The organism is Pseudoalteromonas xiamenensis (assembly GCF_017638925.1).
Classification (GTDB): Bacteria; Pseudomonadota; Gammaproteobacteria; order Enterobacterales; family Alteromonadaceae; genus Pseudoalteromonas; species Pseudoalteromonas xiamenensis.
Window position 1 is genome coordinate 804529 of record NZ_CP072133.1, and the last position, 19907, is coordinate 824435.

The following is a 19907-nucleotide window of genomic DNA, read 5'->3' on the forward strand; positions in this document are numbered from 1 at the left end:
AGCACATCCCATCCCAATCCGTTCAATTAGGGTAACTCATTGAATTTAGGCAGCTCGTTGACGCTGCTAACTCAGTCGGATATCCGCAGTTACGTCGTCTGGATTGTGCCTTTTTGCGGTGATCACCGACTTTAAACTCAATCGCCCATGTCCGCAGACTTTACATGTCCAACACGGTAACGTCGGTGGTTGCAATTCTCTTTGGGGTGAGGATTGGGCTTCTTGTTCAATTGACCTTACTATGCGCTGTACTCGTTTATAGCTCGCGTTGGCTAAAAAGCCATAGTGCCGTATTCGCATCAAGCCTTTTGGCAATACATGCAATAAATACCGCCGAATAAACTCGTCTCGACTTAGCTGCATGACTTTTTGCTTATCCTCATCCTTATAATCTCGATAACTGAAGCTCACCCCTTGTTCATCCACCGCAACCAGTCGATGTTCCGACATCATCCCTTTTCGTGTATACCGCGCTAAATAGCTCACTAAGTAAGGACTGTACGTCAGGCACGCTTTGCTATAAACGCACCATTCTGTCGGCGTGCTAACGTGCACGACATCCTTATTTCTAGCGTACAATGCCGCAAGCATTTTGCCTCTAAATACACGCGAGAGTGCTTTGACCGGATATAAGTAGTTGTTGTCTATCGTGCACCAGCGTCCTTGTCGTATCGACCCCGCCGGAATTAGACAGTGTAAATGGATATGCTGACTCAGCGTTTGCCCCCATGTGTGTAACACACAGGTCATGCCCAATTGACCATGACCTTTCTTGGCGGCGAACTGGGTCAATGTCGCCCAAGCGGCTTGGAATAGGCTTTGGTACACCATGCTAGGCTGATGTTGAGCCAGTGGATTCAGTTCATGAGGCAGCGTAAACACCAAGTGGAAGTAACGACACGGTAATAACCTCGCTTGTTGCTTCGTTATCCATTGCTGTGTCGCATAGCCCTGACAACGTGGACAATGTCTATCTCGACAACTGCATCCAATACGTTCAACCTCGGCACAGTCGTCGCATTGCCACTCTTGATACCCCAGTTTACCTGTGCGACACGATTGAATATGCTGACATGCTCTTATTTGTTGGTAACTTATCGTATGGTGCTGTCGGTAGGATGCTAACCCCTCATGTAAAATATCGGCAATGTGGTACTCGCTCATGACGTAAACCAATTGGCGAGTAAATCCACACCACCATGCCCGAGTTCCGGCAGCCAATGCAGATAAGCCTCGGTGGTTTTTATGTTGTTATGCCCTAATTGATGTTGTAACTGGTGCAGTGGCATACCTGATTCAAGTTGGTGAGTCGCATAGGCATGACGCAGTGCATGAGGGTGGCAACGTGTCTCCAATCCTACCGCTTTAGCGTGTTTTAGTAAGGCTTTTCTGAAACAAGACACCGACATCGCTTGGTCACGCACCCAACGTGAGTAAAAAAGCCACGTACTTGGATGATACATCCGCCAATACTGTCGTAGCAGCTGCAACACACTTTCTGGCACCACGACATAACGCGATTTATCCCCTTTACCATGCTCAATTAAAATTGTGTGACGCTCACCACTGATGTCTTTCACTTTAATCCGCACGACCTCGCCCGCTCGCAATCCACAGCCGTAACACAATACAATCAGTGTTTTTAGTCGCATATCCTGGCAACTATCGACCAAATGCCGAACGTCCTCTCGAGATAAATAACTTGGCGCTTGCTGCTTAGCTTTAGGCAGCGCAATATCAAGGTTAAGTGGGCGCTTTAGAATGTGTTTGAACAAAAACCAAATGCTGTTTATCTGTAGCTTTTGGCTGGTGCGTGACAAGCGACGTATCGCTGATGTTCTAAAAAACGCATTGAGTTCTTCATCAGTGACTTGAGCCAATGGCTTATTGATATAACGACTCAGTTTTTGCACGTGTTCACAGTAGCTTTTTGCGGTGCTCTCTGAATACCCTAAATAACCGATTTCGACTCTTACTTGCTCTATCAATGGGTCCATGTTTACCTCCGGATAAGTTGGAATACCCAAAGATAAGTGTGGTGAAAATGGTGAGGTTGGCGATCTCCGCGTAGCGGCTTAGTTCAACAGCGTATTAGCGAGAATTCCCGGTTAAGGAAGTTATCCACAACCTTCTTTTATCCCACTAATAAATTTTTTATTTAACAATAGCAATAAGTTACCAACTGTTTTTTCTTATGACAACCAAAAAAGTGTTCAGCAAAAACGAGACTTTACTTATTCGAGCCTTACCTGGCTCGCTATGTAATTTATTTTTTCTATGAACTTCATAGAGATGTGTTCCTTTACCACATAACCGAGCCATGTTTTTCCATTACATAGCGTTCCATTTCTTTGATATTTTAAGCTTTACCACTTATAACTGTATATATATACAGCACATAAGAGCGGCGTTATGAATCGATCACCATTTTGGAAACTGTTCGAACAGAGTTGCGGACGTGACGTTATAGTCTAAAGACTGAGAAAGTTTATCTGGTCTGGATAAAATCCTTTATTTTGTTCAATGACAAAAGACACCCAAACGAGATGGGGAACCGAGAAATAGAACGTTTCCTCAATCATTTGGCAATGAATCGCCAAGTCAGTGCGGCGACACAGAACCAAGCCTTGTGTGCCATCATTTTTCTGTATCGCTACATTATCAAGAAAGACATTCAAGGGCTGAATTATTCATTTACTAAAAGAGAACAAAGCATACCAACCGTTCTTTCTCATGAGGAAGCAACAAGCATTTTGACAAAAATGGAAGGTGTTCATCGATTAATCGCGTCAATTTTATATGGCAGTGGCCTCAGAATAAACGAAGCTCTGAGCCTGCGGGTAAAAGATATTAATTTTGCTGACGGCACATTATTTGTTTTTAGAGGTAAAGGTAAAAAAGACAGGTATTCAATTTTGCCTAAGTCACTGACGCAAGCCATTTCTAATCAAATAGACAAAGTAAAATCGATACATAATAAAGACTTAAATGAAGGCTATGGATTCACGTCACTTCCCCCTGCGCTGATGCGTAAATACGGGAACGCGATTAAAGACTTTTCGTGGCAATATCTGTTTCCGTCAACAACTCGCTGCATTCATCCGTATGATGGATATATTTGTCGGCATCATATCCATGAGACAGCGTTTCGGAAGCAACTTAGGAAAGCGGTTGTTAATGCTGATATTGGCAAACGAGTTAAAGCGCATACCTTTAGACATTCCTTTGCCACCGAACTGCTTAGAAGTGGCACAGACATTCGGACAGTTCAGGAGTTATTAGGCCACACTGATTTAAAAACAACAGAAATATATACGCATGTAGTCGGTTCTAGATTCAATCAAACGGTCAGCCCCGTAGATCGACTGTAAATCCTATGTGAGCTTTGAGCACTTTGCGGCTATCCGATTTGATTAATCCCCCCTAGTTTCAGAGCTGCCCCTTCGCACTAAGGTCCATCCACTTAATGAAACTCTCGTGATTTAGGCTTAAGTTGATCAAGTAAGGCGCTATGATCGATAAGCCGTCCAGCTATAACGTGGATCACATCACCTTCTCGTTCAACAATCCCTTTTACTTCCAGTAATCTGGCGGTCAGATACGCTTGCTTTTGTGCCCGAGCTGTCCCCGCCCAAACAACAACATTAATATTCCCTGTATCATCTTCTAGAGTGAAGAAGGTAACTCCTCCAGCCGTTCCCGGCGCTTGCTTTCCGGTGACCAATCCAATTACCGTCGTTATTGACTTATGAGGTCTTAGTGGTAACTGCTGCTGTCGGGTAAACCTTGGCAGCGCGCCAGCCTCATCCAACAAGGTGATGGGGTGCTTACCAAGACTTAATCCCAATGTGGCGTAATCCTCATGCAGTGTCGAAAAAGGATCGGGGGCTTTGAAAAATGCCACAGGTTCTTCAATGGATTGCTGATAAAGAGGCAGCGTTTGTGCGTTATCCATTAAATTCCAACGTGTTTGATAACGGTCTGTGCCAAAACAAGCCAGCGCATTGGCTGACGCTAAACGAGCTAAACCGCCTTTATCCAACCCGAGCATAACGAGCTGATTTAGATGCTGATAACCTTCTTCAGGACGCCCTGCTTCGATCCGTTCAGCTATGGCTCTGCTAAAGCCTTTTATTTGCCGAAAACCTAAGCGAATTTCATCTTCACCATTTGCTGTTTTCAGTACTTGGTGGTCATACTCTGAATGATTAATGCAAACAGGCAGAACCCGTATTCCATGTCGCTTTGCGTCCTGCACCAACTGTGAAGCACTGTAAAAACCCATCGGTAAACTATTTAAAATGGCGGTATAAAAAACGGCTGGATAGTAGTATTTTAACCATGCTGATACGTACGCTAATACCGCAAATGACGCAGAATGACTTTCAGGAAAACCATACTCACCGAAACCGCAGATTTGTTCAAAAATGCGTTCCGCAAAGGAGGTTTGGTACCCCCTTGCTTGCATTCCTTTAATGAGCTTGTCACGAAACGGTAGCAGTTCACCATTTTTCTTCCATGATGCCATTGCTCTGCGCAACTGATCCGCTTCGCCTCCAGTAAATCCTGCTGCGACCATCGCAAGTTTAATCACTTGCTCCTGAAAAATGGGTACGCCCATGGTCCTCGCCAAGACCGCTTCAACCTCTTTTGACGGATATGTAATCGGTTCTTCTCCGTTACGGCGCTTCAAGAAAGGGTGAACCATGTCGCCTTGAATAGGCCCTGGCCGAACAATAGCGATTTGAATGACGAGATCATAATAGGTCGCGGGCCGAAGTCGTGGCAGCATACTCATTTGTGCACGTGACTCAATTTGAAACACACCAACCGTGTCAGCCTTTTGCAACATACCATAGACGTTCGCGTCGTCTTGTTTTCGAGTGATGTCTGCGATACTTAAAGCATGTCCTGTATGAGCCTGAATATACGAAAAGGCTTTTCGTATTGCACTTAACATTCCTAGCGCCAACACATCGACTTTCAATAGCCCTAATGTTTCGAGATCATCTTTATCCCATTCGATCACTGTACGCTCAGCCATTGCTGCATTTTCAACAGCGACGAGTTCATAAAGTGGCCCTCTTGAAATAACAAAGCCACCCACATGCTGCGATAAATGCCGAGGAAAGCCCAAAATATCGTTAACCAAAGAAATAAATTGCTGACCTTTCAAGGTTTCAGGGCACAGTCCCAACTCGACTACTTGTGTTTGCCAATTGAATGTTCGGTCGCGTCGATTCACATTCTTGATAAAGTATTCCAACTGCGTAAGCGGTATTCCAAGTGCCTTTCCAACGTCACGCACCGCACTTTTAAAACGATACGTGATCACTGTCGCGGCAAGTGCGGCTCGCTCACGTCCGTATTTCTTATAGAGATATTGGATCATCTCTTCCCGTCGTTCATGTTCAAAGTCCACATCGATATCCGGCGGTTCGTTTCGTTCGCGGCTAATAAAGCGCTCAAACAACACCGAAATTTGCCGAGGATCAACTGATGTGATCCCAAGACAATAACAAACAACCGAATTTGCCGCAGAGCCTCGCCCTTGATAGAGGATCCCTTGCTGCTTCGCAAAACACACCACGTCATAAATCGTTAAGAAGAAATAAGGGTAATTAAGCTCCTCGATAAGTGTAAGCTCTTTTTCGATTGTAGATTCAATGTCTACAGGCACGCCTTCTGGGAAGCGTTGCAACTTACCCACCTCAACGCAAGCTCGCAGATACTCCATGGCGCTTTGCCCTGCAGGAACAAGTTCTTCAGGGTATTCATAGCGCAAGGAACCTAAGTCAAACTCACATTGTGCTGCAATTCGACTGCATTCAGCCATCCATTCAAAGCGAAACAACTTGGCGAGCTTTGCTTGTGTACGTAAAGCCCGCTCCCCATTGACGAGTAACTTAGATTTGATTTCGTGTACAGGGGCATTATGACGTATCGCCGTAACCACATGCTGTAAAGCAAGACGACTGGCGTCGTGCATCAATACCGCGCCACACGCACAAATAGGCAATGAAAACTGCTCACTTAATGCCTTACAATGAGCCAAATACCGATGTTCTGCATGCTGAAGCGTACGAGTTAAGCCTAACCAAATACGGCCTGAGTGGTATTTTAGTAACCATTTTACCCAGTATTCATCTTGTTCATCTTGGTTCGGTAACCACAACAGATAACACTGCTTAAGAGACATTAAATCCCATTCAGCTAACTGATATTGGCCTTTGCCCGCTCGACGCCTTGCATTCGTAATCGTCCGGCACAGCTCTGCATAAGCACCGCGTGTCGGGCAAATTAACACCACCCGCAACGAATTCAGTCTAAGGAAAGAGCCTCACAATTAATTTAATCGGTAGATTAAGATCCTTGATGGTGCGATAGGCACGAACAACACCAGCGACGGAACATTCATCGGTAATCGCAATTGCCTCGTAGTCCAGCTGAGCGGCACGCTTCACTAGCTCTTCGGGGCTGGATGCTCCTTCAAGAAAAGAGAAATAACTCTGGCAAAACAGTTCTGCATACGCCATCTAACTAAACATCCCGTGCATAAACCAGCGTTGAGTCTCGGTGCGGAATATCCACAGCCAACAACCTTGCGTATCGCGCGCGATAAAGTAATCTCGTACTTGTGGTTGACCATCCCACCAGCCTGTTGTCAGCCGTTCAGGCCCATGCACAATGACAACTTGTTGTGACAATGGTTTTGGTGTGGGGAACAAAAAAGTGGGCCGCAGTAACACCGAATCCAATGAGGTCTGTGATTCGCTGAGTGGGGCGACATATTGAGTGGCAAATTCTGGGCGTGGATCATCCGTTACGCAAACGCCTCTAACGGCATCTTTGCCAAGTTTCGCTTGAAGAATAGATAACAGCGCTTTGGCGGTGAGACCTTTGCGTTTTGCGCTAAATAAATCGCGTGCTTCCTCGGCCCGCGGCTGCATGTGCTCTACTTTAAGCGTCAAGGCTTGCAATGGAGCCTCCAAAGTCACATTACTCAACGTGAGCGTACTGAGCTTAAGCCAAGCATTAGCGCGGTATTCTCCTTCTGCGGCAGCAATTAACACTTCCTTATCCGGTACATCTCGCATCGTCAGGGTCAACTTGAGACTCATACGCGAGTTTGTCTCGCACGCGTAAAAACGTCTCTAATTGTGTCAACAAATGCGTAAGTGGTTTCACCAACCAATCTAAATTTTCCAATTCAAACAACAAGTGCAATGTACGACAGAATGTTTCAGGTGGCTGATAGTAAGCAAGTGGATGCTGGAAATGTCCAAGTAAACGGCCCACATACTGCACTAAGCCTTGGTCAAATCGACGTCCAAGTTCTGCCAGCGGAATCGCTAGGAGCTCGTGCATAGTACGTAGCCCTAAACGAGACAACGGCTCATGCAACACATGAGTTAGCTCAGCTGCACTCAGAGGCTGTTGTTTTAGTAACGTTAGCAACCACGTTTCATCATCACTGACTATATCGTCGCGTTGTTTTGCCAACAGACGCGCAGCCAAAGGTGAATAACCACATGCGTAATGATACTCAACGCGACACAGAGCAAGGTGTGATTGGATGTGCTGCCAGTAATGAGTAATATCACCATAAAGCGCCAACATATTGGTTACCTTTAACGCTATGCCATCAGGTTCAAATAACGCCAAATCCGCACTCACTAGGTACAACCAATCCGCCAGCTCTATTAATCGTGTTTTGGTCAGCTGCTCATCATATGGATGGACCACCAACGCCCGAGAAAGAGCCGCAGCAGCGCCCAATCCCATGCCGAGTTTAATACCTATTTGCTTCGCAACGGCATTGGCTTGTACCACTTCATTACGTTTACCCGCCACAATGACAATCGGTGACTCCATTTGCTGACCGGATACCTCATCAACTTGTGGAAAGACACTGTCCAGCTGCAACTGAGGAAAATGAAGATATAACCAAAGTGCCATGATATCACTCAACTACTTCGCGGCGTGCTGCATCGCCTGAAATGGAAAAATCTCTGCAGAAGGTTCGGGCGTTAACACTAGGTCAGCCCACTGCGGTTGAAAGTTCACTTTAAAAGGTCGTGATGACCAACCTCCTTTGCGTTTGTTCACCGTTGCTTCCAACCCTTCTTCTGTAGCTAATAAACGCATGCTTAATGTCCAAGGTAACGCTAAGCTTTCACGGATGTCATGGCGTAACAGCCACACTTGAGCCTCGCCACCCGCCGCCGCGAGCTGTAAACGTTTAATTTGGTGAATCGCTAAATCATCCTGCCAGAGTAGAACGCTGGCACACGCACCACTTTTGGCACACCATTCTGCCGCCCACAAGGCCTCTTGCGTTGTTTTGGAACTCGATGACTAGCACACGCTCAGCCGCAACCCCCGCATGTACTAACGCTTGAGCATTAACTTGAGCAGGAGGATGGATAAAAGCAACAAGTTGAGTTTGTTTAGCTAAACTGGGCAACAAAAACCGTAATTCGCCAATCCCAACACTGGTGTCAAGTTCTATAACCCCTTGCAACGGAAAACCACCGGCCAGTACGCTATCGACCTCCGAAAAGCCACTGGCAATGGTTTCTGTCACTGGCTGTTCGCGATTTCCCTGCCACACTAAGTGGCGGTGCGTTAATAAATCAATGAGCTTGTTCATAGGTACACTTTTACTGTATATATGTACAGTATATTTATACTTTCGTATTCTGCAAGGGGATTTTTCAATGTGTGGCCGTTTGAATATTACCGATGATCCGTGGGTAACCCAGATCCTACTGGACTTTGGTATTGAAAACCCTTACGAACCCAGACACTTAGGTCGATTTATTCGAGCCACTCAGGAAATCAGTATTGTGCTTGAAGAAAAAGTGAAAGCCACTACGGGGCCAATGACACAACGACGCGTTCAATCTGCTGCGTGGTGGTTGTTGCAAGAGGCGACTGCAAATGGCTTTCAACCTAGCCGTTATACTTCTTTTAACAGTCGCTATGATAAGCTGTTTGTGCCATCCAGCGCCGCTTATCACCCCTTCCAGTCTAGCCGATGCATCATCATCGCCAATGGCTTTGGTGAAACTCAAGAAACAGGCAAAGTGAAGCGTTACTTCGATTTTAGAACGGCACACGAACCAATTCTATTTGCTGGACTCTATAGAATATGGCAACACACTCATCAGCATGCACCTTTCTATTCTTGTTCAATTATCACTCTGCCACCTCATCCTAAATTGCAGTGCTATCACGATAAAGCAAGTCCAATGATGCTGCCCAACGACCGGGATCTCATAGACGCTTGGCTTGACCCTGATTTTCATCACGTCGAGGCATTTCGCCCACTGCTTATGCCTTCGCTCTATCAGCCACTTTGGGTACAAGAGGTTGATAAGCCAAGTACATATCAACCTATCGGTGCGGAACACTGTATACCCAGTGATAACTAAGTGCAGATTAAACAGTATGTTCGGCTGCGTGTGACGCTTGATGAAAAAATGGGAGCTGACGGTGTAAATACAGCAATACCACACAACCATTGGCAATAAACCACAAATCTTTTATTAGAAATTGTCCCGTACCAGAGAGCAATGTGCTGCTCGACAACGCGCCCGACACGGAGAATAAGAAGCTTTGTGTCACAAAGAACACGGCACTTGCACCCAATAACCCGAAGAATGCCCACATCGGTTTTTTCAATAAGAATCCGATAGCTAAAAGTAGCGCAAACAGCAGGTCATATACCCCGATTAGATTTGAGGCTTCTTGCACCGAGAAAAACGTGTAAAGCCAGCTTAAAAAAGGAGAAGACACCAACAAATCTTCAATGCCCTTCGCCTCGATGGTGGTGAATTTCATGCCGCCAATCCACACTAACACCATCACAATGCTTGATGCGTTAAACAAGGCATGCCCTCGTGACGATAAGGCATCACGATAGAAAAGATACACGGCAAGAGGAATTAGCGCGTAATACTTTATGATCCCTTGGCCCGAGCCAATCACTGGAAATCCGCCTAAATCAGCTATCCAACGTGTTGGGCTAAACAACGTAAGTAAAGGCACAAATGCAAAAAACAAGACAAAACCTAGAAAGGGTAAGCGCTTTTGAGTTGAGTCAGGCCAACCAATAAGCGCCGCGCAAAAAATGGCATATACGGCTACGGCGTAGCGCACTAAATGCTGTTGGACGACCCCATCAAGGTGATAAAACTGCACAAGTGCCATCAGTGCTCTATCATTACCCGAAAACGCAAAAGACACCCCGAGTAAAACTAAACTGAGCACAACAAGTGCTTTCAATACCGATTCAATATACAACACTCACTTTCCTATTCATTTTGCTGAATAGGCAACAAGACCCAGAGAGTCGTGTTTTTATTTCACGCTTTACCTAATCTCATCTTTCGATTCAATATACTCTCGCGCCGTCATCGGAAAATACTGAACGTTAGAATGCAAAACGTGAGCAGGGCTTGGGTCAACCACCTCTATCGGTGTATTGTGATGTCGCGCGATCTCCAGTGCCATATTGGTTATATTGACGCTAAACGACGTCCCCATGAAAACGATTTTATCCGCAGCCAACATCCATTGTTGCGCACGGCTAATTTCATAAAGCTCCGTATAGTATTCATCGAACAACAACACGTATGGTTTTAAGGATTCGTTCAATATTGGCCCATTTTGACCTATATTAAACAACTCAAGCAGCGAGACTCGTTAAGTTGCTTTCATCGACCTCATCCCATGGCGCTTTAATACGTTCAACCGCTTCACCTTGTGTATGAAATCGCGTGACTTCATCAAGGCTACCATGAATGGAAATGTAGTTGTTATTCCCGGCTTTGCCGTCCAAACCGTCAATGTTTTGAGTGATAAGACGCTTATCATGCAACCAATGATGAACGCAATTTGGACCATGATGGCGATAAGTCACAAAGCGATGGTAATACCATCTTAAAAACTCTCTAGGGTTATGCTCATACATCGCTCTAGTCGCCATTTGCTGAGGCGTGTAGTTTCGGCTACCTATCGTCCAATAACCGTCTTCACCACGGAAAGTGGGGATACCACTTTCCGCACTTACCCCCGCTCCCGTGATATATAAAATGTCGCTCATTTCACCATCTCTTTTTGTTTAAACAACGGCTTTTTACCTAACCACTTATCGCCAAATTGGAATAGGCCTAAGCTACTAAGGACGATAACCGCACCGACTAACAAAGTGGCGGTTAACTGTTCATTATTCAGCCACGCCCCTAAACTAATCGCAAAACCAGGTGTAATCAAAGTCGTGAGCGCAACGGTTCCAGCAGGCAACTTTTGTAAAACATGAAAGTACGCCAAAAAGCCAAGTAGTGAGCCAAAAACACCTAAATACACCGTTGCCCAAATCGATTTAGTTTCCCAAAGCTGAGGCTCAAAATGACCATCGGCAAACCACCATACCGTTGCCAGAATAGGTGTAACAAATACCAACGCACCAAAGGTTGTCGCCATCGGATGCACAATCACTGGCACTCTTTTAATTAACACCCCACTTAAACTGAACGAACAGACAGCTAAAAACACGTAGATTAAGCCAGCTGGGGCTATCTCAAGTTCTTGCAACTGAGCAACACAAATGAGGTATAGCCCAACGAGTGCGAGTCCCAGTGCCACTATTTTTACGGGCGTAAATTTCGCTTCGCCTAACAGTTTGTAGCCCAAAATACCGGAGAAAAACGGCGCAAGCCCAAACACCAGTGAAATCACGCCCGACGGCACGGTTTGCGCCGCGAGATAACTTAAAAGCATGCCCCCGACAATACCAAATGCCGAATACAAATATTGCAAGCACGACAAACGAGTCCAAGGCACACGAATGTTCGCAAACGCGACAAAGAACGCGGCTAATATGAGCGCGATAACCATACGTAAAAAAACACTGAGTGTGGGGGAAATTGTCTCACTGCTCCACACAATTCCAAGTGGTGTTGTTGACCAAACCAAAATAACGAACAGGTACGATATTCGCACTGACATTAGCGTAATCCTTTTAGCAGGATGGTAAAGAAGGGAAGGAAGAATAATGCACTAACCGCTTTTACCATCGCGGTTAGTAAATACTGCTAACCGCGCATACAATTGAGCACCATGGTAACCGATGGTTGCCATAGTCGCGTCAAATTGATTAGCGTGAAAACAGTCATGATTAAAACCTAAGAATCTCTTGAGTATTATTTGTAGCCGACATGTCACTCTCAGGTCAATAGCTCATTGTATGAATTAACAGAAATTTCCGATGAATCGCACAAATTTCTCCAGATAGACACTAAGCCTAAAGTTCCTAAAATGGCGTCGTCAATTTGCGAGAGCCTCACATGCCAATCATTGCTTTTATTCTTATTCTCATACTCATTAAAACATCGTTAATGGGATTAGGTTTACTCAGTATAGGATTAGCAAGCTTTGCGCTTATCACCATAAAAACACGGCTGCTACGACTAGATGAAGCGTTACAAACTCGCTTCACTACCAAGTTCAAACTCGTGATCTATACACATTTAGTCACCTATTTACTGCTCGTATTAAAACTGTCTTTCCTTGAGGGCTGGCATGATGTACCGGCGTTTATTGCCAGCCATCTTGTTATGCATCATGTCATCAGTGCGAGTATTGCTGGAATACTGACTTGGCAAACAATCAACACTTACCAACGCTTTCGGCGACAGACTCGCTGAATGGCTTTTTCCCCAACATTAAGCCATGATTCACTCAGCGAGCGATACGCTCCGTCGCTTAGACCCAAATAGGAGACAACTACATGTTTTATGCGTTACTGGTCGCGATGTTCAGCGTAGGACTTATCATCAGCTTCATTGCCTCTCGGCTATTCCGCCGCCCAATCCATGCCGTTATTGAAAGTATTGTTGGAGAGCACTTAAGTGCAGCGTGGAGCAAGTTCATGACCTTTGCTCTGTATGTCGTTGGTATCTCAGCAAGCTTCAACTTGTATTTTCTAGAACAACAATTGATGCCTGCAACAGAGAATTTTACGCCTCCTGAGTTAACCCCCGCCCGCCTCATGCTCGAACTTTTCCGTTCATGCTTAGATGCGCTTCAGGGGATAACATGGGTGATGCTGATGTTTTTCTGCTTTTCACTGATAGCGTTTGCTCTTGGTAAAATGCTGAAACCTCGCTAATGGTATTCTGTGAGTTACCAATTCGCGTAACTCACACATTTTGCAACGACTTTTACATTTTCTAACAGCACCCGCACAGTTTTCTACAAGCCACCAACAGACTCTAACAAGACTTCAACCGTAAAGTAGCCTCACTAACTCAGAAGGAGAATGAACAATGAAAAAGCTACTTACATTAACTCTATTAACTGCAGCTATTGCGACATCCACTAACGCACTTGCAAACGATGAACACCAAATCGGCGTACAATTACATTCAGGCAGTGCAAAGTACAAATCGTCAAGTAAAGATGGTGACGGCGTGTCAAACTTATATCTTTACTACAATTACCAATTCGACCCGATGTTTTCAGTGGAAGGTGGTTTAAGTGTTGGTGCAGAACTGGACGACTGGAATTGTACCGACCTGACTAAAGACCGTTTCGAATGTGTGAGAGAAAACAACGCATTGTTCGATTTAAACGCAAACAAATTAGAATACACCAGCATTGTGGTCGCAGGGAAAGCACAATTTGATGTAACACAAAACAGCAATGTGTACGGCAAATTAGGTCTGCATCGTTATGACTATGAAATGAAAAACGGTAATACCAAAGTGGTTGATGACTCTGGCTTTGGCTACCTTGCTGAAGCAGGTTGGGAATATCAATGGAACAATGGTATTGGCCTTAACCTTGCGGTACGTTATACCGATATGGGCGATTTAGACACAACAACGTGGGGCATCGGTATGTCTTACCGCTTCTAATTTTTAAGAGCGAATATCAATGCGAAGCCCACCTAGTTTGCTATGGTGGGCTGAAATATGCCAACCTAATGTTTCTGCAATTTGCTGACTGATGGATAACCCAAGACCAGACCCCCCTTCGTCACGCCCTCTTGATGCATCACAACGGTACATACGTTCAAAGACCAGCGACAATTGTTCATCCGTTACCCCCGGATAGCTGTCTTCAAAAGAAAGTAGCCAGCCCCAGTCTCGCTTGACGAGTTGCACGAATGCCTTACCATTAGGCTCGGTGTAAGCCAAACTATTCTTGAGAATATTACCAAAAACCTGTTTTGCTCGTTTCGGGTCGCATTCCACCATGATATGTTCTTCGGGCATGGCGTGTTCGAGTTCAATCTTTTTAGCTGCAAAAAGCGGCTTGAAATCAATGACGATTTCTTCCACCAGCGCGGTTAAATTAACCATTGTGATTTCAAATTTAGCCACGCCCGCATCAAACTGAGCAGAGAGATAAATATCTTTAATCAACGAGTCCAATTGCTCGAGCTTTGAATCCAATCGCTCATAGGCACTTGGCACATCGGGTTCAATATTATGCATGAGCGCTTCGACAATTAACTTTGAAGCTGTAAGAGGTGTTCTTAGCTCATGGGAAACATCGGCAAATAGACGTTTTTTCTCGCCAAGAGAGTCTGCAACTAACTTGGCTTTGAGCTCAACTAAACGTTGTTTCTGTTGCATTCGCCAAAGAAAAATGAGACCAAACGCCAATATAACCGAGAAAAACAACGCCAGTAACGTACGCTCTAACTTCACGTTTTCGAGCATGACATTTTTCAGTCCTTGTTCCTTTTCAGACAATTCCAACGCGATTGACTGCCGTGCAAATTCGGAATTGTACTTGTAACGCTCGAGCTGCTTTTCAGTCATCTCTTTATATAACGCTTGGATTTCGACATTGTAGTCCTCTAAATCCTTGATGGCGTTTTCCAGCTGCCCTAGATTTTTATAAACATAGGCGCGCTTTTTCAACAACTTGCTTCGTTCTTCTTTGCCAAGCACTTTGCCAGTTAGTAAGGAGTTTAGGTGGGTTAACGCTTGGGGAAACAAACTACTTTCAATTTCAATATCCGAGAGCGTCATTAACACAAGATGTTCAGTTCGTTTAGCCCCACTTTCTACTGCCAGCATTAAGGCCTCAGAAGCTGTAGCATGAGCTTGGATATAATCGCCCGATTTACGATAGATTGAAGCTAGAATACTCAACTGCCAGCTAATGTCACTCTTGGACTTTGCCGCTTTCACCAGCAACAATGCTTCGTCTACATAACGGCGGGCGCTGCGAATCTCATTGAGTTCCAAGCTAACCTGCGCCAATTTTCCTAAGCTATTCGAGATATGAATAGGGTTTCCAAAGGTTCTATCTATCGCTAACGACTGCTTGAAGTACAAAAATGCTAAGCTAAATTTCCCCGTATCGCGGTATATTTCGCCAATATTGTACAGAACGTTAGACACACCTTGTTGGTTTTTCAGCTGCTTTTGAATACTCAATGAGGCTTCGAACTCTTGTAGTGCAGCGTCAAAATCACCGATGTAATTGAAAATGACCCCCATTCCATTGTGGGAGTCTGCCAGCAGTGCATCCGCCTTAAAACGGGAATACAAAACTTGCGCCTGTTTTAACAGCACCATGGCATCTTGATACTTTGCTTGAAAACGCAAATTACGCGCCTCTGTGTACAGCAAATTCGCATACAAAATGGAATCTTGGTTTTCACCCAACAGAGCTTTGGCTCGATTCAGCGCTTGAGTGCTTTGCGCATAATCCCCTTGTTCATTGTGTAGTTTTCCTAATAAATAAAAGGGCGTTGCATACAACTCAAGGTTATCAAAAGCATGATCGTAGCCTACAAGGGATTGCAATAACGCTTCCGCCAAAGAAAACTTACCGAGTTTAATTAATGCGCGAGCTTTGATGGTTTGGAGTTGAAACCAAATAGGGTTGTTTGGCTGTTGAGTGGGAAATGACTGTAACAGTAAAGACTCGGTTGTATCCAGTGCTTGCTCTGGCTCATGCAGCAAAAGCGATTCTAAGCGAATAAAATCCGTCTTCTGGGTTGCAGCATACAAATTCGCAGGCAGCACAAAACCGGCAATCGTAATGTTAAGAAAGCCAAGCGCTATAAATTTGTACAAATTGCGACAACTAAATTTCAAGTCACTCTCGGTTACTTCTGTCGTTTTAAACGACGATACGCTTAGTATGCTAGCAAAATATGAGGTAAATATGGAGAAAGACCTAGACTCAAACCCACAATTGCATACAATATCCTAAAAAGGGTTTTATATGCGTCTCGTTACCTCTCTTTTACTTTTGCTGATTTCGCCTTTTGTATCAGCAAAATGGCAAAATGTGATTGACCGTTTAGGCGAACCTACCGTGTCTAGACCGACTGATAAATACGGACACAGTCCATTTAACCCTTTGTTTGACGAAGGCGCGTGGCACGGCCACTTACTTCCTCGCTCAGACGCTGAACTAGGTGGTTTTCCAGGTTCCCCGATTATATTCGAAGAATACCTTTTTTATCTCAATGAACATTTTGACCGACTCTCACTTTATCACAATAACCAGCGAATACCGCTCAAGGCTGACGTACAGAGTGAGCCGGGATTATTAACTCAACACCTCTATGCTCAAGGGGTGGATGTAACACTCACTCTGCGTTTTGTCGATGAGCGCACATCCCTACTCAAAACCGTGATCACTACCGCGTTTCCACTCACTTTAGTTTTTGACGGCAAACTTATCCAACACTATGAAGCCAATAAGCCGCTGACCGAACTGTTTCCAACATTTAACCCACACTATGTTCAAACCCAATCAGGGCTTGAAGTGCAATTTGGCCGCGTTCGTTCACCTTGGCAACTGATGTCATCGGGTACAAATCGCTATGTCATGCAAAAAACTTTACCGATGAACATTGAAATAAATGGGAATTCATTTCGTGCGACAAGCCATATAGAGAAAAGCCAAACTTTTTACACTACTTATCAGTACTTCCACAATGCGACTGAACAAATGGCTCACCAAACTAAGACAGCCCAGATTTTGCACTCACCCGACACCTATCTCTCTCAGTCGGAACTGCGTTGGCAACGCTACTTGTCACCAGTTGCACATTACAGTGGCGACAAAGCTCGGATGCTCGTAAAGGCCATTGAAACACTCATTGCAAACTGGCGCAGCCCTGCTGGCGACATTTCAACGGATACGGTAAGCCCTTCCGTTACCGCTCGATGGTTTTCTGGTAATTTGACTTGGCCTTGGGATTCTTGGAAACAAGCCTACGCGCTTGCGTATTTTCACCCGTCACTGGCAAAAAATAACATAGATACCGTATTCAACGCTCAAATCCAGCCCTCAGATCCCCTTCGCCCCCAAGATGCTGGCATGCTGCCTGACTTGATTGGCTTTAATAAAAGCCCTGAACGTGGCGGCGATGGGGGTAATTGGAGCGAACGAAACTCAAAACCAAGTCTTGCTGCTTGGTCCGTTTTTCAGGTTTATGAGCAAAGCGGTGACAAAGTTTGGCTTGCCAAGCTTTATCCAAAACTGAAAGCATATCGACAATGGTGGCTGACAAACCGTGACCACAATCACAATGGCGTGCCTGAATACGGTGCGACGGTAGATAAAGCACACAATAATGACAAGGGTGAGCTTTTATTTACGATTGAGCAGCATGGGCAAAAAGTCACGCAATATGGTCTAACTCGTTACATGAAAGCTAATGCTAAACAACAACCTGTGGAGGTGCCTGCGCAAACAGCGGCATCGTGGGAATCCGGCAGAGACGATGCCGCTAATTTTGGTTTTATTTCACAAGAACAACTGACCCAGTACATTGCCAAAGGTGGCAAAGCACGCGACTGGCACGTTGATTTTGGTGAGAATCGCGACGAAAAAGGCAACTTACTGGGCTTTTCGTTATTGCAAGAATCCGTCGACCAAGCCAGTTACATGGTTTCCGACAATCGCTATTTGGCAAAAATTGCAAAAACATTAGGCTATGACTCTGAAGCGACCTATTTTCAGCAACAAGCCGAAACACTCAGCCTCTACATTCAAACTTGCATGTTTGACCCTCTTTCAGGGTACTTTTACGATATTCGTCTTGAAGCAACGCCATTGGAGAATGGCTGCGCTGGCAAGCCCATTACAGTGCGAGGAAAAGGACCAGAAGGTTGGTCTCCCCTTTTCAATCAAGTCGCAACGCCTCAACAAGCGAAACGCGTACGCGACACCATGATGTCAAAAACGCAGTTCAATACTTACGTCCCCTTACCCACTGCCGCGTTAAGTAACCCCGCGTTTGGTCCTGATATTTATTGGCGGGGAAGAGTGTGGCTTGATCAATTTTATTTCGGTGTCAAAGGGCTTAGTTACTATGGCTACAACGATGAAGCTCGACAACTCACCGACACATTACTTGTACATGCCCACGGATTATCAGGAAATGCCCCAATCCGCGAAAATTATCACCCCCTAAATGGTGAGCAACAAGGCGCACCGAACTTTTCTTGGAGCGCAGCTCACTTATATTTACTTCTGACGGAATTTTGAACTGACATAAAGTGTGAGAAGACAAATAATCCATGCTAGATTAGACAATGCATATTCGGTGCTTTGCGTAACATTGGTTAATCAACGCAATGCATTCCGGTGCACCGTCTTGCTTAAACAATGTTCAGATGGAGAACTGACATGAGGCTGTTTTACCGAACTTACCATTTTATTTTAAAGTGTATTGTCATTTTTATTGGGATCCCAAATCCCAAACTCCATCGTGGACGCTCAGGGCTTGTAAACGCAATCGCCTCATTACAACTTGCGCCTGACTCTAACGTACTTTTAGTTACTGACAGACAGCTTGAAAAGCTTGGTATCACGTCTCCTGTCAAACGGCTGTTGGAAGATGCGCAGCTAAACGTCGTTGTGTACAACAACGTTGAACCTAACCCGACAATCGAGAATGTTGAATCCGGTGTTTCTTGCTATTTGGATAATCAATGTCAGGCCATCGTCTCCGTCGGCGGTGGTTCTGTTTTAGATTGCGGTAAGTTTATCGGATCCCGTATTGTTAAGCCGAATAAGTCCACTGCGCAACTAAAAGGTCTGTTCAAAGTGTTAAAACGCTTGCCGCCAAACATTGCCATTCCGACGACCGCGGGTACTGGCTCTGAGACAACCGTTGCCGCTGTGATTAATGATCCTGAAAACAAACAAAAATATGCCGCAACAGATTTTATGCTCGTACCTCAACATGCGGTGCTGATGCCTGAATTAACGACCACACTGCCCCCTCACATTACCGCAACGACCGCGATTGACGCGCTCACTCACGCCATCGAAGCGCTTTTAAGCATAAATTGCATGACATTTGCCAGACAAAAAGCCCTCGATGCTTGTGTGTTGATTTTCGAACATTTACCTGAAGTATTAAAAAATGGACAAAATAAAGAAGCGCGCGAGTCACTTTTACTCGCATCGCACTACGCTGGACAAGCCTTTACACGAACTTCCGTCGGCTATGTTCACGCTATTTCCCACCAATTAAGTGCGACCTATGGAACACCCCACGGCCTTGCAAATGCTGTGCTATTGATGCCTGTTTTACGTTGGTATGGTAAGCGCATTCATAAAACACTCGCGCAAATAGCGAGAGCATGTCAATTAACCTCTATGGATTACCCACTGGAAAAACAAGCCGAAGACCTTTTGACACACATTGAACGATTACTTGAGCAAGCCAATATTCAATCCCAATTACCTGAAATCCGTGCGCAAGACATTAAACATCTCATTCAAGCTGCGCTAAACGAGGCCCATCCAGACTATCCTGTGCCAGTCTTTATGTCAGAGTTAGATTGCAGAGCCGTTTTAAATACGGTTATTCCGATTGAAGTGTTAGAACAGACGGTTTAATACAGAGA

The 19907-nt window shown here is 45.0% G+C and carries 15 protein-coding genes and 3 pseudogenes; 7 read left to right on the forward strand and 11 right to left on the reverse strand.

Features of this window, described 5'->3' with window-relative positions; genetic code table 11:
- Positions 1–66: 66 nt before the first annotated feature.
- Positions 67–1164 (reverse strand): IS91 family transposase, encoded by a 1098-nt coding sequence (locus J5O05_RS03965; protein ID WP_244369537.1) that lies wholly within the window; start codon positions 1162–1164, stop codon positions 67–69.
- On the reverse strand, positions 1161–1997 hold the full coding sequence (locus J5O05_RS03970; protein WP_208843687.1) for a tyrosine-type recombinase/integrase: 837 nt from the start codon (positions 1995–1997) through the stop codon (positions 1161–1163). The genes J5O05_RS03965 and J5O05_RS03970 overlap by 4 nt, the downstream gene beginning before the upstream one ends.
- A gap of 477 nt (positions 1998–2474) precedes the next feature.
- Between J5O05_RS03970 and J5O05_RS03975 the strand changes: the two are divergent.
- Positions 2475–3371, forward strand: a pseudogene (locus J5O05_RS03975) (integron integrase); the annotation flags it as partial.
- 92 nt (positions 3372–3463) lie between these two features.
- On the opposite strand, the pseudogene J5O05_RS03980 reads toward J5O05_RS03975, so the two are convergent.
- From J5O05_RS03980 to J5O05_RS04000, 5 genes and pseudogenes are all read right to left on the reverse strand, one after another.
- Positions 3464–6536, reverse strand: a pseudogene (locus tag J5O05_RS03980) (error-prone DNA polymerase).
- Positions 6537–7121: a hypothetical protein gene (locus tag J5O05_RS03985; RefSeq protein ID WP_208843688.1), complete on the reverse strand. Its 585-nt coding sequence runs from the start codon at positions 7119–7121 to the stop codon at positions 6537–6539.
- Positions 7078–7959 (reverse strand): Y-family DNA polymerase, encoded by an 882-nt coding sequence (locus J5O05_RS03990; RefSeq protein ID WP_208843689.1) that lies wholly within the window; start codon positions 7957–7959, stop codon positions 7078–7080. The genes J5O05_RS03985 and J5O05_RS03990 overlap by 44 nt, the downstream gene beginning before the upstream one ends.
- A 12-nt stretch (positions 7960–7971) precedes the next feature.
- Positions 7972–8328, reverse strand: coding sequence for a hypothetical protein (locus J5O05_RS03995; protein ID WP_208843690.1), 357 nt, complete (start codon positions 8326–8328; stop codon positions 7972–7974).
- Complete coding sequence (locus J5O05_RS04000; protein ID WP_208843691.1) at positions 8264–8653, reverse strand: hypothetical protein; 390 nt, start codon at positions 8651–8653, stop codon at positions 8264–8266. Before J5O05_RS04000 ends, J5O05_RS03995 begins: the two co-directional genes overlap by 65 nt.
- Before the next feature lie 67 nt (positions 8654–8720).
- Between J5O05_RS04000 and J5O05_RS04005 the strand changes: the two genes are divergently transcribed.
- Positions 8721–9437, forward strand: a complete 717-nt coding sequence (locus tag J5O05_RS04005; protein WP_208843692.1) for an SOS response-associated peptidase family protein — start codon at positions 8721–8723, stop codon at positions 9435–9437.
- Positions 9438–9444: 7 nt separating this feature from the next.
- On the opposite strand, the gene J5O05_RS04010 is transcribed toward J5O05_RS04005, so the two are convergent.
- From J5O05_RS04010 to J5O05_RS04020, 3 genes and pseudogenes are all read right to left on the reverse strand, one after another.
- Complete coding sequence (locus J5O05_RS04010; RefSeq protein WP_244369778.1) at positions 9445–10311, reverse strand: DUF417 family protein; 867 nt, start codon at positions 10309–10311, stop codon at positions 9445–9447.
- A 66-nt stretch (positions 10312–10377) separates the two neighbouring features.
- Positions 10378–11110, reverse strand: a pseudogene (locus tag J5O05_RS04015) (SIR2 family NAD-dependent protein deacylase).
- Positions 11107–12015 (reverse strand): DMT family transporter, encoded by a 909-nt coding sequence (locus J5O05_RS04020; protein ID WP_208843693.1) that lies wholly within the window; start codon positions 12013–12015, stop codon positions 11107–11109. Before J5O05_RS04020 ends, J5O05_RS04015 begins: the two are co-directional and overlap by 4 nt.
- Before the next feature lie 338 nt (positions 12016–12353).
- On the opposite strand from J5O05_RS04020, the gene J5O05_RS04025 reads away from it, so the two are divergent.
- The 3 genes from J5O05_RS04025 to J5O05_RS04035 all read left to right on the forward strand — a co-directional run bounded on the left by J5O05_RS04025 (position 12354) and on the right by J5O05_RS04035 (position 13925).
- Positions 12354–12713, forward strand: a complete 360-nt coding sequence (locus J5O05_RS04025; protein WP_208843694.1) for a hypothetical protein — start codon at positions 12354–12356, stop codon at positions 12711–12713.
- An 83-nt stretch (positions 12714–12796) separates the two neighbouring features.
- On the forward strand, positions 12797–13177 hold the full coding sequence (locus tag J5O05_RS04030) for a hypothetical protein (protein WP_208843695.1): 381 nt from the start codon (positions 12797–12799) through the stop codon (positions 13175–13177).
- 157 nt (positions 13178–13334) lie between these two features.
- A complete protein-coding gene (locus tag J5O05_RS04035) occupies positions 13335–13925 on the forward strand; it encodes a porin family protein (RefSeq protein WP_208843696.1) in 591 nt (196 codons plus the stop codon).
- Positions 13926–13928: 3 nt separating this feature from the next.
- On the opposite strand, the gene J5O05_RS04040 is transcribed toward J5O05_RS04035, so the two are convergent.
- On the reverse strand, positions 13929–16127 hold the full coding sequence (locus tag J5O05_RS04040; protein ID WP_208843697.1) for a tetratricopeptide repeat protein: 2199 nt from the start codon (positions 16125–16127) through the stop codon (positions 13929–13931).
- Between the two features lie 130 nt (positions 16128–16257).
- Between J5O05_RS04040 and ygjK the strand changes: the two genes are divergently transcribed.
- Together ygjK and J5O05_RS04050 are read left to right on the forward strand one after the other, a co-directional pair.
- Positions 16258–18537 (forward strand): alpha-glucosidase, encoded by a 2280-nt coding sequence (ygjK, locus tag J5O05_RS04045; protein ID WP_208843698.1) that lies wholly within the window; start codon positions 16258–16260, stop codon positions 18535–18537.
- 141 nt (positions 18538–18678) lie between these two features.
- Positions 18679–19899 (forward strand): iron-containing alcohol dehydrogenase, encoded by a 1221-nt coding sequence (locus tag J5O05_RS04050; protein ID WP_208843699.1) that lies wholly within the window; start codon positions 18679–18681, stop codon positions 19897–19899.
- Positions 19900–19907: the final 8 nt, after the last annotated feature.